The sequence below is a fragment of the Bacillus sp. M6-12 genome, from assembly GCF_002860285.1.
Taxonomy (GTDB): domain Bacteria; phylum Bacillota; class Bacilli; order Bacillales; family DSM-1321; genus Peribacillus.
This window is the reverse complement of the sequence record NZ_PGVF01000022.1, coordinates 45,793-60,185: the sequence shown is the minus strand read 5'-3', so window position 1 is coordinate 60,185 and position 14,393 is coordinate 45,793. Positions and strand designations below refer to the sequence as shown.

Annotated in this window: 12 protein-coding genes and 1 pseudogene; 4 read left to right on the top strand and 9 right to left on the bottom strand. The window is 41.4% G+C overall.

All coding sequences use genetic code 11. From position 1 onward, the window contains the following. Positions 1–216: pseudogene (locus tag CVD28_RS21420) on the bottom strand (hypothetical protein); the annotation flags it as partial. 588 nt (positions 217–804) lie between these two features. Here CVD28_RS21420 and katA point away from each other — a divergent pair. Continuing rightward, positions 805–2,256 carry a catalase KatA gene (gene katA, locus CVD28_RS21415; RefSeq protein ID WP_101596371.1) on the top strand — a complete coding sequence of 484 codons (1,452 nt, stop codon included), beginning with the start codon at positions 805–807 and terminating at the stop codon, positions 2,254–2,256. Positions 2,257–2,663: 407 nt separating this feature from the next. Here katA and CVD28_RS21405 read toward each other — a convergent pair whose 3' ends face one another. Both CVD28_RS21405 and CVD28_RS21400 read right to left on the bottom strand, forming a co-directional pair. After that, positions 2,664–2,888: an ATP-binding cassette domain-containing protein gene (locus tag CVD28_RS21405; RefSeq protein WP_257985947.1), complete on the bottom strand. Its 225-nt coding sequence runs from the start codon at positions 2,886–2,888 to the stop codon at positions 2,664–2,666. 388 nt (positions 2,889–3,276) lie between these two features. Continuing rightward, positions 3,277–3,705 carry a cell wall hydrolase gene (locus CVD28_RS21400; protein WP_101596367.1) on the bottom strand — a complete coding sequence of 143 codons (429 nt, stop codon included), beginning with the start codon at positions 3,703–3,705 and terminating at the stop codon, positions 3,277–3,279. Positions 3,706–4,040: 335 nt separating this feature from the next. Here CVD28_RS21400 and CVD28_RS21395 point away from each other — a divergent pair, with 335 nt between their 5' ends. Further along, positions 4,041–4,886 carry an EamA family transporter gene (locus tag CVD28_RS21395; protein ID WP_101596365.1) on the top strand — a complete coding sequence of 282 codons (846 nt, stop codon included), beginning with the start codon at positions 4,041–4,043 and terminating at the stop codon, positions 4,884–4,886. Positions 4,887–4,954: 68 nt separating this feature from the next. Here CVD28_RS21395 and CVD28_RS21390 read toward each other — a convergent pair whose 3' ends face one another. Beyond that, positions 4,955–7,333, bottom strand: a complete 2,379-nt coding sequence (locus CVD28_RS21390; RefSeq protein ID WP_101596363.1) for a penicillin acylase family protein — start codon at positions 7,331–7,333, stop codon at positions 4,955–4,957. 199 nt (positions 7,334–7,532) lie between these two features. Next, the gene (locus CVD28_RS21385) at positions 7,533–7,811 is read right to left on the bottom strand and encodes a late competence development ComFB family protein (RefSeq protein ID WP_257985946.1); all 279 of its coding nucleotides are present in this window, start codon (positions 7,809–7,811) and stop codon (positions 7,533–7,535) included. Between the two features lie 566 nt (positions 7,812–8,377). On the opposite strand from CVD28_RS21385, the gene CVD28_RS21380 reads away from it, so the two are divergent. Next, positions 8,378–8,572 (top strand): hypothetical protein, encoded by a 195-nt coding sequence (locus tag CVD28_RS21380; RefSeq protein ID WP_101596361.1) that lies wholly within the window; start codon positions 8,378–8,380, stop codon positions 8,570–8,572. A gap of 291 nt (positions 8,573–8,863) precedes the next feature. After that, complete coding sequence (locus CVD28_RS21375; protein ID WP_374702559.1) at positions 8,864–9,691, top strand: YitT family protein; 828 nt, start codon at positions 8,864–8,866, stop codon at positions 9,689–9,691. Between the two features lie 71 nt (positions 9,692–9,762). Here the strand turns inward: CVD28_RS21375 and CVD28_RS21370 are convergent, their stop codons facing one another. The 4 genes from CVD28_RS21370 to CVD28_RS21355 form a co-directional block, all read right to left on the bottom strand. Continuing rightward, positions 9,763–10,524, bottom strand: coding sequence for a class I SAM-dependent methyltransferase (locus tag CVD28_RS21370; RefSeq protein WP_101596359.1), 762 nt, complete (start codon positions 10,522–10,524; stop codon positions 9,763–9,765). Between the two features lie 219 nt (positions 10,525–10,743). Beyond that, entirely contained in the window at positions 10,744–12,417 is a 1,674-nt protein-coding gene (locus CVD28_RS21365; RefSeq protein ID WP_101596356.1) for an acyl-CoA dehydrogenase family protein, read from the bottom strand. A gap of 16 nt (positions 12,418–12,433) precedes the next feature. Then, complete coding sequence (locus tag CVD28_RS21360) at positions 12,434–13,951, bottom strand: class I adenylate-forming enzyme family protein (RefSeq protein ID WP_101596354.1); 1,518 nt, start codon at positions 13,949–13,951, stop codon at positions 12,434–12,436. Continuing rightward, positions 13,948–14,331, bottom strand: a complete 384-nt coding sequence (locus tag CVD28_RS21355; protein WP_101596352.1) for a MerR family transcriptional regulator — start codon at positions 14,329–14,331, stop codon at positions 13,948–13,950. The genes CVD28_RS21360 and CVD28_RS21355 overlap by 4 nt, the downstream gene beginning before the upstream one ends. Positions 14,332–14,393 lie beyond the last annotated feature (62 nt).

Genomic DNA, 14,393 nt, shown 5'->3' with positions numbered 1-14,393 from the left:
CTGCATGCTTTGGTTGGCAAGGTCTTGTTGTATTTCTTGTCTTACTTGTTGTGAGTCAGTGCCTGCGAATCCTGGCTGCATAACTGACTGTAAGCCGCCAAAACCGCCTGCTTGCTGTGTGAAGCCGCCCGCTTGGAATCCTTGGCCAGTTTGTTGCCCGGCTCTCTGTTGAAACTGTTGAAGAGACTGACCTGCTTGGTTAAATGGCATTGACATGTTGTTAAATCCTCCTTGAATTTAAAATGAACAACAATCATAGATTCTGTTTTAATCATAATTTTATACCCACATTTAAAAATTTTTTGCATATGGAATCTAAAAACCATTCACCCACACTTTATAAAATTCCGCAGATCTAAAAGCCCTTTTGAGCAAAAAGACAGCGATACGGCAAAGGTAAATTACTATTGTATATTTTCTTTTTTCTCCTGTGAAAAAAAGGATTAGACCAGGTGTCATAATCCCTTTTTTCACAGGCTTATTCGCCAACTACAAGGAGGTGGTGAGAAAATTGAGTACAAGCAGGTTCCACATTCTACTCAGTTCCTTCGACCAACAATTATTATGACTGATATCCTTCTTTATATACTTCCAATACTTTCAGCGTATAGAGGAACTGCTCGCCCAAGCAGTTCTTTATTATGGATTGGCTGCATATATTTTTTCGTGGCTAATCCTTTTTTCAACTTTTGTTTAAAATACTTATTTATTTATAATTAATATAAATAAGTATTGATTTTTGATTAATAAATGTTATCATAAGATTAAATCTTTCTAAAAATTCCATTTGAGGTGATCCTATTTATGAGTAAAAATAACCTAACTACCAGCTGGGGTGCTCCAGTAGGCGATAACCAAAATTCCCAGACAGCAGGCCACCGCGGTCCAACTTTAATTCAAGACGTGCACCTTCTAGAAAAATTGGCCCACTTTAATAGAGAACGTGTTCCTGAACGTGTTGTTCATGCAAAAGGAGCCGGCGCTCATGGTTACTTTGAAGTTACGAATGATGTATCCAAATATACAAAGGCCCATTTCTTGTCAGCTGTTGGAAAGCGGACACCAATGTTTATCCGTTTTTCTACTGTAGCAGGTGAACTTGGTTCTGCTGATACAGTCCGTGACCCGCGCGGATTTGCTGTTAAATTTTATACAGAAGAAGGGAACTATGACCTGGTGGGAAATAACACACCTGTGTTCTTTATCCGCGACGCGATTAAATTTCCTGATTTCATCCATACTCAAAAAAGAGATCCTAAAACACATTTAAAGAATCCGACTGCTGTATGGGATTTCTGGTCTTTATCACCTGAGTCCCTGCACCAGGTATCAATTTTGATGTCAGACCGGGGAATTCCTGCCACCCTTCGCCATATGCATGGTTTTGGAAGCCATACATTCAAATGGGTTAATGAACAAGGCGAAGGAGTTTGGGTAAAATACCATTTCAAAACTGAACAAGGCATTAAGAATCTTGATGTTGAGCTTGCAGCCAAGCTTGCAGGTGAAAATCCAGATTATCATACAGAAGATTTATTTAACGCAATTGAGAATGGCGATTTCCCGGCCTGGAAGCTTTATGTACAGATCATGCCTATGGAGGACGCAAACACATACCGCTTTGATCCGTTTGATGTAACAAAGGTTTGGTCTCAAAAAGATTACCCATTAATTGAAGTTGGCCGCATGGTTCTTGACAGGAATCCGGAAAACTACTTTGCTGAAGTAGAGCAGGCAACCTTCTCACCAGGTGCATTTGTGCCCGGAATCGAGGCTTCTCCTGATAAAATGCTGCAAGGACGCCTTTTCGCATACTCAGACGCTCACCGCTACCGCGTTGGCGCCAACCACAATGCATTGCCAATCAACCGTCCACAATCACCGGTAAATACTTATCAGCGTGACGGGCAAATGAGATTTGACGGCAACGGCGGCGGTTCTGTATATTACGAGCCAAACAGCTTTGGCGGACCAAAAGAAACACCTGAAAATAAGCCCGCAGCTCTGGCTGTATCCGGCGTTGCTGATAGCGTGGCATATGACCACAACGACCACTACACTCAAGCTGGAGACCTGTATCGCCTGATGAGTGAAGAAGAGCGTGCGCGCCTGGTTGAAAATATTGTGGGGGCAATGAAGCCTGTTACAATAGAAGAAATCAAACTCCGCCAAATTCAGCATTTCTACAAAGCGGACCCTGAATATGGAACCCGCGTTGCAGAAGGTCTTGGGTTAGCCGTTCCTCAAGAGGTATAATATTTTTGAATTTGTCTCATGGTGCTATTGCACCTCAAGATGACTTCCGGCAGGCACCATACAATGGTGCCTGTTTTTTTCTGAAAAACAATATATCCATCCTAAATTTGCTGAATGATTCCGGTACTCAACAGTACTATAAAATAGCAGCACACTTTTGTATAATAAAGGTAAAAAACAGGGTGCTGCAGTGTATAAAATTTTGATAGTAGAAGATGATTATAAAATTGGAAGTTTAACTGAAGACTTTTTAAGCAAAGGGGGATTTGATCCTGTTGCTGTTGACCAATTTGATCATGTAGATCAAGACTTTTTAAGAGTAAAGCCCAGCTTGTCCTGCTTGATATTAACCCTCCTCACTTTAAATCCCAGCTTATCTCTGCGAAAATCTGCCAAATCTTTTTCTTTCAATTCCAGAATATTTTGCTGGTTAATAATGAAGAACCCTCACTTGGCGTATCGATCGTTGATAAGATGTTTAATATCGTAGACTTTCCTGCTGCAGACGGCCCCATGATTCCAACAAATTCTCCTCTTGTAATCTGAAGGTCAATTCCATTAAGAGCCGAATAGACATTTCCTCTCACTCCATATACCTTTTTAATCCCATTTGCCTGTAAAACTGTATCCATGCTTATTGCTCCTTTAAATTGCTTTCTGTACATTTACTATAAAAAACAATTAAGCTGGTATTCATAACAATTCCTTACGATATATCCTGCAAACTTACATTTTTGTCATGTTATAGAATAGTCAGGCCTTAGAGAAATTAATGTAAGAAAAATTTTCGGGGATTCAGCCGGAATCGAAAGTTGGCCATTTAAGGAAAACTAACAGAAATTAAGGGAAAGTATAGACCATTTAAGCGGCTCCTTGGTTGCGTTAGGGGCATCAAGTCCTACAGCCATCAGAGGTCATGGTAATCTTGACCATAGTCCAGCCGCTTCAGCTGGCAAAAGCTAATAAAGTTTCCCGAAAAATCACAAAAAGCTCCGGATATCCGAAGCTTGATGATTGAGGTTAAAAGGTATTATACACGTTTTCACATTCTTCACCGGTCGGCTGATAAAAGCAATGCAGCTTATATCGTCCTACTAGCGGCTGATTATACCAAGTCGGAGGGCAGTCGCCAGGCGGCCTGAAATACCAAAGAGAATATTTGGAAGGCCATATTCTTTCTCCATTTATTACACGCCTGGCCAAACGCCGTTCAACTTCCCTCGCCCGCTGATAAAAGTATCCTTTTATTGTTGCTTCAAAGGCATGTGGCTGATAAACCATTTGCGGAATAGTCCGGAGCCCCTTAAAATCAGAACAGTTTGCCCTAATTCGGTTAATACCCACGTTTCCTACCATAAGCATTCCCTGTTGACCTTCACCCTCTGCTTCTGCCCTTAGCAATCTAGCCAGCAAATCCAGATCCTTTTGTGTGGCTTTTACAACTGGCATACGTTCACCTCCAGATACAGCTTTGTATCAAAGAAAGTTAAATCCCTTCCTATTCTTCTTTATATGTTTAATATCCGGGGATGTGTTTGGCTTTTTTTATAAAAAATGGCTGGAAGTGAAAGGCATCAAAATACATTCATCATTTTCATGTGTGCTTCAAGATAATCGGGCAGTGAGTGAAAGATTTCTTCCGGGTTGGAGAAATAAAGATAAATAGCGCCCATGCCACAAAGTTCGTTGATTAGGGTTAATAGGTTTAAAAATTGAATACCTTTATAAAAATATCCATGTTAAAATTATGATTATTAAATATTCAGAACGAGGAAGAGTACATAATGTGGGTATTGGCAGCATTGACAACAAGTATAGGTTTTGGAATTAATAATGCTATTTTCAAATGGAGTACATCGGACGGGAAGACATATTCCAAGCTTCATATTCAGTTTTTCTTTTACTTGGCAGCCTTTTTATTGACTGCTGGTTACGGAACATTCAGCGGGAGGGTGCATTTGAGCTTAGTTTCTGTTCTGTTAGGGGCATTGATAGGCATTTTAAACGCAAATGGGAATATCCAAATGTCAATGGCTTTTGAAAAAGGTCCAGCTAGTTTAACGGCACCTTTGATTGCCGCTAATGCTGTTTTTCCTATACTGACAGCTGCCCTGTTCTTCCATGAAAATATTACAGGCCTTCAGCTAATCGGCATAGTTTGCATGCTGGGAGCGGCTTTAGTTATCCAATACACACCTAAATCCAAGCAACTTTCTAAAAACTATTTGCCTTGGATGCTGCGGGTTCTATTCGCGATTTTGTCGTTTGGGATACTTGGTGTGATGATGAAAACGACTTCTTATCTTCATTTGAACTCAATGGATGTTCTGACTTCCATGTACGGAGGAGGAGGACTTTATCTTGGCGTTCGAATGGCTTTTGAGAAAAATAAAATTTCAAGCCCTGAAGTGAAAATAGGAACCTGTGTAGGAATGATCAGCATACTTAGCTACAGCTGTTATTTTTATGCTTTAAATACCGGGATGGCAAGCATCGTTTTCCCGATTGTCAGCTTAAACTGTTTAGTTGTTGTGCTGGCAGGCTGTTATTTATATAAAGAGTCACTAAAAGCCTACCAGATAATCGGAATAGCAACAGCGTTACTTGGAATCGTATTGACAAAGATATGAAGAATAGTCTGCAGCATTAAAAGAAACAGGCCCTTGAGCTAAGTGCAGGCCTGTTTTTTTGAATTACTTTATTTCTCTGCCGTTCCCGGCTTCAACTTTAAGGTTTTTCCGCTGTATTCTTTCATATTTGTTTTGTGAAAAGTACCATCCGCCCAGTCTTCCATCTGGTTATGGTACCAATCACTTTTTACATGGCCAGATTGTCCTGGTCCAACAAGGTGATATCCTTGAGTAAGATTGTCAGCGCCAATGACAAATCTCCAGGAGCCCCCATGATCGACAAGACCATCGTCTGTGAACGAAGCTGCCTGCACTGTGACGCTGCTTCCGCCTACAGGGATGCCACCTTTGCTGTTAAATAAGTAATTTAGCGGCGATACTCTTGAGAGCGGATGATTGAACCGGACTTGGTGAAATTCTCCCCATTGCCATTTTTCTATGTTATCCCCTTGCAGTTCTTCGGCTGCTGTTAAGGTTCGCTTGAGAGATTTCAGCAATAGTACTTTTGTACCTCCCTGTTCCTTAATCCAAGGCCCCGGATTTCCTTCAAGTCCTCTCCTGATAAGCTCATCAACGGCCTGCTTTCTGCCGCCGAACATTTTCATAGCCTCTTCTGAAATTTGATCTTCAAACAGCACTTTTGAAATATTGGCCATCCACAGATTAAAAATGAGCGGTGCAGCCTGTTTCTTAGAATCAATAAAATTCCATTTCTTTAAAACTTCAAGCGCTTTTGCTTCTTTCTTGCCGCCTGAACCTTCTAAAAGCTTAACAAATTGCGGTACAAATTCTTCAGCCTGAAGGTTCTTCTTATCCATCTGCAGTTCCTGCATATCTTTAATTGTTAGCTTATCATTTGATTTCAGGACTTCCTGGATTCTCATTTGCCTGTACGGCTGAGCCCAGTTGTTACTGATATGGTATGGATATTCATCTGAAATTACTTTGTTATTGGCCGTCGATACGAATCCTTCAGCAGGATTTACGGTTTTCGGAAGCTCATCAAACGGGATAAATCCTTTCCACTCATATTCATCTGTCCATCCGGGAACAGGAACCAGACTGTCTCCTTTTTTCCTTATCGGAATTTTCCCGTTTGCCTTATAGGCGATTGTCCCATCTTTAGAAGCAAATACAAAATTTTGAGTTGGCGTTTCAAACTTAAGCAAGGCTTTCTCAAATTCATCCCAATTCTTTGCTTTGTTCATGTTCAGAACAGCTTCAAGCTCAGCGGATGGATCTAAGGCCGTCCAGCGTAAAGCAAGTACCATATCTTTCCCGGATTCTGCCGCAAACTCGGAAATGACAGGACCGTGCCTTGTTTCCGTCACTTCAAAATCAATTGTTTTAGCATCCTTTACCTTGATTCGTTCCTTAATAACTTTAGCTTTTTCCCATTTTCCGTTATAGTGAAATTCCTGCTTATTTTCAGGATTTCTTTTCTCAATATATAAATCCTGAACATCCGGCCCTGTATTGGTTACACCCCAGGCAATATGCTGGTTGTGGCCAAGAATGATTCCCGGTATTCCTGCAAAAATAACACCGCTTACATTTACGGACGGTGCCTCCAAATGCATCTGATACCAAATGGACGGTGTAGCCAAAGATAAATGCGGATCATCGGCAAGGAGCGGTTTACCTGATTTTGTTTTAGAACCGCTCACGACCCAGTTATTGCTTCCGTTAAATTCGTGGGGAACAGCAACTGCTGCAAAGCTTTTTTCGATATTTAGCTCACGCTTGCCAATAATAAAAGGGGCTTCCTTCGGATAGGAAGGAAACAGGTCATAAGCTTTTTCCTTTGGGAATTCCTGAAGTAAATACTGTCTGAATGCCTGGTCCTCCCAGTGCCCTCCTAAATCAAAGGCCATATATTTTCCGATTGTCAGGGAATCTACAGGCGTCCATGGCTCTGGCTTATAGCCTAGGAACGTAAATTCAGCCGGCCACTTACCGCTTTCCTTCAATTCTTCGATATAAAGGTTCACACCAGCGGCATATTGGCTGAGTACTTCTCTTCCGGTGGAGGAATACCTTTGGTATGAAGCTTCAGCCGCCCTCCTTAGTCCGAGGGCACGAAAATACTTATCATTTTCCACAGTGGCATCACCAATAACTTCACTTAGCCTACCAGAAGCCTGGCGCCTGCTTAAGTCCATTTGGAACAGCCGGTCCTGGGCTTGAATATATCCCTGGGCCAGAAATAAATCCTGTTCATTCTCAGCTTTTATATGAGGAACCCCATATGAGTCCCTAACTACCTGAACAGGTTCCTTTAAACCCGGCAGGTTAACCTCACCCTCTGTTTCCGGAAGCCCGCGTGCCAAAAATAGGTTGGCCCCAATTACACCCAACGCTATAAGAACGAGCAGTGTTGCCCCTATCCAAATCAGCCTGCGTTTCCATTTCCCCTGTGTTTTTCTCTGTGCAAGGACTGCTTCCACATTCTAACCCCCTTTTGCTTAACAGCTTTTCCTGCCCTAGTATTAATCCAGCTGTATGCTGCTACCAATATATTCTCTCTTTCCTAATGTCTTTCCTGTATTAGTGACAAAAATGAAACTAGGAATAGGGAATAATTGAAATACCAACCTAGTTTTGGCAAGAAAAAAAGCACTTCCTTTTTTTTTCGGAAATGCTCTACTATTTATGCTGTGGATATTTACCAACGACGTGGATAGCACTGATAATTCTCTTATTAATCCATTTTCGGTTTTCAGTTGTATTGAGCTGCTCAATAATTCTTTCCCGTCCGTCTGCCGTTGTAACATAATGATTCGGAAGCGTATTTAGGCTTAGAGCAATAATATCTTTCCGGCATTTATGACACTTGCAGAAGGTTTGATATTCTGGTCCAGTCATTAAGTAGTTAACGATTGTTTCAACTAGCTCTTCCATTACATTAACATAATCTCTGTCCATGTTACCCTTCTCCCACTCTCCAACAGTCTTGGCGAGTAAATAAAACTGATTAATATATAATAATTATAAACTTTTTTAGAGAGGGATGCCATATCGCAAGCAACATGGGAAAAAGTGGGATGATAGTAAAAGGCGCCCCAGGACATGCTAATGTCTTACATATATAATTCGCGTTCCACAGTTGCATAATATTGAATGCTTTAATTGTTTTGCCAGATTTCCGCATTTAGGACAAGTGACGTTTTTCATAGCCCGGTCTCCTTTCAGCCTTTCCTTTTTTAACTATTCAAGGGTTTGTGAGCTTGGCTTAATTGCCTTGAAATTTAAACCGCAGATAATATTCAATGCAGAAGTGTTCATTATTGTGCTTGATATCAGGTGTTTCATAACATTAATTATACATGTTTTATTTATATAATCAATATTACTTTATAATTATTTTAATTTAAAACATCAAAAACTTTTGATTTTCTCATTTAACTTAAATCTGATGGATGGGTTACCTTTAAAAATTAAGGGAATACATATCGTAAAGCGTTTATTTTTAAAAGAAAGGTGTGAATCTAATGGAAAAAGGCAGACCAAGTTTTATGGACAGCCCATACTTTGTAGATGAACCTGGCAATTGGCATTTAACGCCTGAAGCTCCCGAAGAACTGCGCAAGGAATTCGAAGCATATATGCGGGATGCCGAGGAAGAGAATGCATCCGGTACGATAGATGGTGTCCGGATTCCTTATCCATACTCAGCAAATGAGTGAGAAGGCAAGGCTTATTAATCACACTTATCCCTGCTGATCCAATGTGCGGTCAGGGATTTTTTTTCATGCCTGAATGGCATATTGAAAACTAAGTATTCATACATAATTAGTTACCTTAACGATTTTACTAATTAAGTCACATATTCGGCTGAACTTCTTTATAATTAATAATAGAAAATAAAAACACAGGGGGGAATGATAATGTCAGATATAAAAGCGATGAGCCTGACAGAACAACAGGAGCTGGTTTATCAAAAAGTACAGCATAAAAAGCTGCCTTTCAGCAAGCTCATGCAAAGGATCCTTTTAATTACTGCCGGTGCTGTGCTGATGGGTGTAGGCCTTGAAATCTTCCTCGTGCCAAACAATGTAATTGATGGCGGAATCGTCGGTATTTCAATTATCCTTTCGTATATCACCGGCTGGAAACTGGGTCTCTTTATCTTTTTGCTGAATATTCCCTTCTTCTTTATCGGCTATAAACAAATTGGAAAGACCTTCGCCTTTTCCACTCTTTATGGCATCTCTATTCTTTCGATTACAACAACCCTATTACACCCGGTTCCCCCATTAACTAATGATGTTCTTTTAGCAACTGTATTTGGCGGTATTGTGCTCGGCATTGGTGTCGGGATTGTGATCCGGTATGGCGGATCACTTGACGGAACTGAAATATTGGCAATACTTGCGAATAAAAAGCTGCCTTTTTCGGTAGGTGAAATAATTATGTTTTTTAATTTATTTATTCTTGGATCTGCAGGATTTGTCTTCTCCTGGGACCGGGCAATGTATTCACTGCTGGCTTATTTTGTGGCCTTTAAAACCATCGATATTACAATCACCGGGCTTGATGAGTCTAAATCTGTATGGATCATCAGTGATCACTTTCAGGAAATCGGAGATGCCATAATTAACCGGCTTGGGCGCGGAGTTACATATATGAAGGGAGAAGGCGCCTTTTCAGGAGATGAGAAAAAGGTTATCTTCTGCGTTATAAACCGGCTTGAAGAAGCAAAGCTGAAAGATATCGTAAGCGAAAACGATCCCAACGCTTTTCTGGCGGTAGCGGATATAGCAGAAGTCCGCGGCGGCCGATTTAAAAAGCGTGATATTCATTAAAAGCTGCTTTAAACATTTTATATTTTCAAAAAGGGGCCGATCCAATTTTGGATGTCGATCCCTTTTTTTCCTCATTCTTTTTGCCTTCGGGCAATCATCATAATTTCGTAGCTATTTACCTTCAATGGTGTTTTGCCAAAATTCCCGGCGACACAGCCATATGCGGCATTAACTTCGAACCCTTCGCTTTCAAGTAACAGCTTCAATTCACGATATGTAAAAGCAGTGGTGTATATAGGGACCTTCTTCGTTTTTCCTTCGGGACTAGTAATGGTCTCCTTATCTATAACTGTGCAGGAATATGGATCAAATTCAGCATCCTCGGTTAGATTTCTTGCAAGATTAAGGGCATTTATAACAGTTAATACAAATAGAGAGCCTGGACGGAGGGCTCTATATACCCCTTTTAAAACTTTGCGGTGGTTTTCTTCATTGCCCGCCAGACCGAAAGCTCCCTGACAAAGACAGATTGCTCCATCAAATTCTCTTTGATAATTTAATTCACGGGCATCCGCTGCGAAGAACTCTGCTGGTAAATTTTGATCTTCAGCTTCTTTATTAGCATATTTAATGAATTCAGAAGAAATATCAATACCTACTGGCTGATATCCTCTCCGTGCCAATTCTAGAGAGTGGCGGCCCGTTCCACAGCCAATATCCAGAATACGGGCATCTTTCTGAAGCTCCATCAGTTTCTCTAAAAAATTAACCTCCTGGTCAGTGCCTTTTGTAAAGCCATAGTTAAAATAATTCTCCCGAAGAAAATCACCTATTTCTTCATAAAATCCGCCGTTATATTCAAGTTCATTGGAGGTATTTTTATCTGTGGTCATATTAGTTTCCTCTCTTTGCACTATTTTCACAGTTTATTTCGTTCATTTTTACAAAGAAAGAGGGTAATTCTGACAGGATATTGTTTCCGCATGAAAGAGGGACTGATTAAGATCAGCCCCGGCAGATGTGATTTTTTAGTTCCAGCTCATAAACAAAGTGGCTTTGGCAAACCATGTTCGTTTCACTGCAACTGCTCTTTTAGATTGATAAAACCTTCACTATACGCCAACCTTCTGATTCACATGAAGAATCTCTTCAAAATGCTTTACTGCCAGCATTTCATCATCTACATGTTCAGTAAGCCGCCACGTATCGTTTAAAAAAATGCGTGCTATAATCTCTTTTCTGCTTCCTCCAATAGCCGCATCCTTTAGAGCGATAATGCTTTCATATAGCCTAACCATTAATTTTGCGGCTCGCTTACAGTGATAGGTTTGCATATCTTCATTTCCACTTGAAAGCGCGAGCAGCAGTTTATTAAGCTGGACCAAACCTGTTTCAATCGGGTCAGCATAAGTTTTCAAGTCATCTGGCAGCTTATTGAGCTCATCCTTAATATGCTGCATAAATAGCTGATGCACCCCATACTTTTTGATCAGGCGCAGCACTTCGAGTCCAAGTATATTGGCTGTACCCTCCCAGACGGTCAGCACCTGTGCATCCCGCAATAATCTAGGGGTAACAAAATCCTCAATATAGCCATTGCCGCCATGCAGCTCGATTGCTTCATGGGAAAAATGAATCGCTTGCTCCGCTGTCTCCATCTTTAATAAAGCAATCAGCAGCCGGTTCATAGCTTCTTCTTCCTTTGAACAGATTTCTGAAGCGCTCATTACCTTGTCAAAATCTGAAATCAGTGAAAATACAGCACTTGTCTCCACTTCCTGCTTTGACGCTAGCTTCGCAAGGGTTTCCTTGACCATCGGAAAATCTGCCAGATAACTTCCAAATGTTTGCCGGTTAAAAGCATATTTTTTCGCTTCTGAAAAAGCCCGCTGCATAATGCCGATCGAGGCAACAGCATTGCATACCCGGGATAGATTAAGAGCTTCCATCATATAATAGAACCCCTTATCGGCATCCCCTACCAGGAACGCTTCCGCTCCATGGAAGACTACCTCTCCTGAAGGAACAGCCCGGACACCCAGTTTATCCTTTAATCTGCGAATCTCAAGATTGTTCAGCTCACCACTCTCTTTCCGCCACGGTATGAGAAACAAGCTTAGCCCCTTTGTCCCCGGAATTGCATCCTCCCGCCTTGCCAGCACCATAGCCACCCCGCAGGCACCTGCATTGGAAGCAAAGTATTTTTCACCATAAATCCTATATCCGCCGCTTTCATAGATAGCTTTCACTTCATTTGAGCCAACATCAGAGCCGCCCTGTCTTTCAGTCAGAAAGGTTGCGCCTTCATACAGCTCTGTTTCCCCGGTTGAGATTACATGAGGCAGGTATTTTCGTTTCAGTTCTTCTTCTCCATAACGGTCAAGCAGATAGGCAGTCGCCATTGTCAATGTTACCGGGCAATAGAAACCCGGTTCTGTCTGTGACAACAGGTATCCTTGGGCATAGGAATACATATAGTTTCCTTTTCTTTTTAATTCAGGAATGTCTTTATGGACATAAGCTACAATGCCTGTTTGATAGGTTTGGGCAATCGTTTTTTTATAGCCTTCGTTAAGCCATACATGCGATATGTCATTACCCATTTTGTCATACTTAATCAGACGGGGCTGACCCTCTCTGTCCGTATGCATGGCCCTTTCATCTATCTCTGTGCCGCATAGCGCCCCAAACGTGTCCAATTGCTTTTCTGCGTAGGCAAATAAATCTTCACTTAAATACTGCTTTAGGATAAATCGCAAATTCGGGTCTTCACGATAAAAGTTCATGCTTAAGCGCCACCTCTCAAACTGTTTGATGCTGCTTTCTTAATACTTGCTTTAATATTTTGCCTGTCGCATTCCGCGGCAGCTGATCAATAACCTCATACAATCTGGGAATCTTATAGCTTGCTAATTTATCTGCCAGGAAACTGCCGAATTCCTTTTTCGGGTCTTCCACAGCACCCTTTGCCACGATGAATGCTTTTACCGTTTCTCCCCACTCAGGATGTGGCACTCCCACAACAGCTGTCTCGGCAATTTCTGGATGAAAGGAAAGCACTTCCTCGATCTCTTTTGGAAAAATATTCACTCCGCCTGATATGATCATGTCCTTTTTCCGGTCGACTACCCATACATACCCCTCTTGATCATATTTCGCCATATCCCCTGAATATAGCCAGCCATCTTTCAAAACAGCCTTGGTTGCTTCTTCCCCCTTGTAATACCCTTTCATGACACCTTCACCTTTAAGGACAATTTCCCCTACCTCACCAGGTTCAACCGGTTGACCGCTATCGTTAAAGATGGCTACTTCCGTTCCAAGAGCACCCCTTTTTCCGATACTGCCTGCTTTGGTATCATGTTCCTCAGCGAGCAGCAGAGTTCCGCTTGGTCCGGCCTCCGTTAATCCATATACACAATACAGATTGCTTGTCTTGAATCTTTCTTTTACAAACTTAACCTCCGGTTGGCTAAGGGGTGCACCGCCATAGACCCAGTATTTCATGGAAGTTAAATCATATACTTCAATATTCGGCTGTTTAGCTGTAAATAAGTATGCAACCGGCGCTCCAAAGAAATGGGTAGCTTTTTCCTGATCGACTAATTTCAAAAGCAATTCGGGTGTAAAGGAAGGCGCTAAAATATGGGAAGCCCCCACATAGGTACCGGCTACCAGAAATAAATGAAGCGGGGCTGAATGGCTTAAAGGCATTAAGTGAAGAATTCTGCTTTCCGGCTTCATCGCCATTTCAACGGCCATCATAATGGCAGCAGAAAGGATATTGCGGTATGTGAATAGTACACCCTTAGGATCTCCGGTCGTTCCAGAGGTATATAGAATGGTTGCTTCATCATCTTCAGTCAGCATGCATTCCACTTCCAGGTCATGCCCATTTTTCCATAGCTCATCAAAGCTTTCCCATTCATCCTGCTTTTCCCCAGTTTTATAAAATTGCAAATGGATGGATTCAGGCATTGCTTTTACTTGTCCGAAAAGCCATTCGTCTGCAAATAAAGCCTTTGCATCACAATGATTTAGAATAAATGCCAGTTCTGGGGCTGTTAGCTTGGCATTCACCGGAACGATTATCGCTCCGATTCGCAATACTGCAAAATAGGTAATTACAAATTCGATTGTGTTTGGCATATATAAGACAATCTTGTCTCCTTTAGCCAGTCCTTTTCCTATCAAAGCGTTTGATAATTTATTAACTCTGCAGTTTAGTTCCTTATAATTGATTCTTTCGCCCTCTGTTATAAGTGCTTCCTCTAGCGGGTACTTCCTTGCATTACGGGCAAGCAATTCAGAAATGTTCATAGACTACTCTCCCCTGTTTCAGATAATCGCCGTTCAAAATCACTCAGCATTTGCTCCATTTCTTCCTTGATATCAGTCAGTTCGCCGATCAGGCCTTTCACCTCCTTAAGTTTTTCATTGCCGAATTCAATCGTACGTTCAAGCTGTTTTTTACCGGTGCGGTCCTGGTCAAACAAGTAAATCATTTCCTTAATTTCGGCCAGCTGGAATCCAAAGCGCTTGCCGCGGAAAATGAGTTTAAGCCGGGTTAGGTCTTTATTGGAAAAAATTCTTCTGCCGCTTTTATCCCGTTCTGGATTCAGTAAACCCAGTTCTTCGTAATAACGGATTGTTCTTGTGCTTACCTGAAAAAATTCACTCAGCTGTGAAATGGAGTACATATTAACCACCTGTTTTAATTTTCTGAAAATTATTATACCATTTACGCTAACGTAAACTTCAA

What these genes read in the sequence shown, in the direction of transcription:
- katA (WP_101596371.1), top strand. Translation starts at nt 805, where the DNA reads ATGAGTAAAAATAACCTAACTACCAGCTGGGGTGCTCCAGTAGGCGAT.
- CVD28_RS21405 (WP_257985947.1), bottom strand. Translation starts at nt 2,888, where the DNA reads ATGGATACAGTTTTACAGGCAAATGGGATTAAAAAGGTATATGGAGTG.
- CVD28_RS21400 (WP_101596367.1), bottom strand. Translation starts at nt 3,705, where the DNA reads ATGCCAGTTGTAAAAGCCACACAAAAGGATCTGGATTTGCTGGCTAGA.
- CVD28_RS21395 (WP_101596365.1), top strand. Translation starts at nt 4,041, where the DNA reads ATGTGGGTATTGGCAGCATTGACAACAAGTATAGGTTTTGGAATTAAT.
- CVD28_RS21385 (WP_257985946.1), bottom strand. Translation starts at nt 7,811, where the DNA reads ATGGACAGAGATTATGTTAATGTAATGGAAGAGCTAGTTGAAACAATC.
- CVD28_RS21380 (WP_101596361.1), top strand. Translation starts at nt 8,378, where the DNA reads ATGGAAAAAGGCAGACCAAGTTTTATGGACAGCCCATACTTTGTAGAT.
- CVD28_RS21375 (WP_374702559.1), top strand. Translation starts at nt 8,864, where the DNA reads ATGCAAAGGATCCTTTTAATTACTGCCGGTGCTGTGCTGATGGGTGTA.
- CVD28_RS21370 (WP_101596359.1), bottom strand. Translation starts at nt 10,524, where the DNA reads ATGACCACAGATAAAAATACCTCCAATGAACTTGAATATAACGGCGGA.
- CVD28_RS21365 (WP_101596356.1), bottom strand. Translation starts at nt 12,417, where the DNA reads ATGAACTTTTATCGTGAAGACCCGAATTTGCGATTTATCCTAAAGCAG.
- CVD28_RS21360 (WP_101596354.1), bottom strand. Translation starts at nt 13,951, where the DNA reads ATGAACATTTCTGAATTGCTTGCCCGTAATGCAAGGAAGTACCCGCTA.
- CVD28_RS21355 (WP_101596352.1), bottom strand. Translation starts at nt 14,331, where the DNA reads ATGTACTCCATTTCACAGCTGAGTGAATTTTTTCAGGTAAGCACAAGA.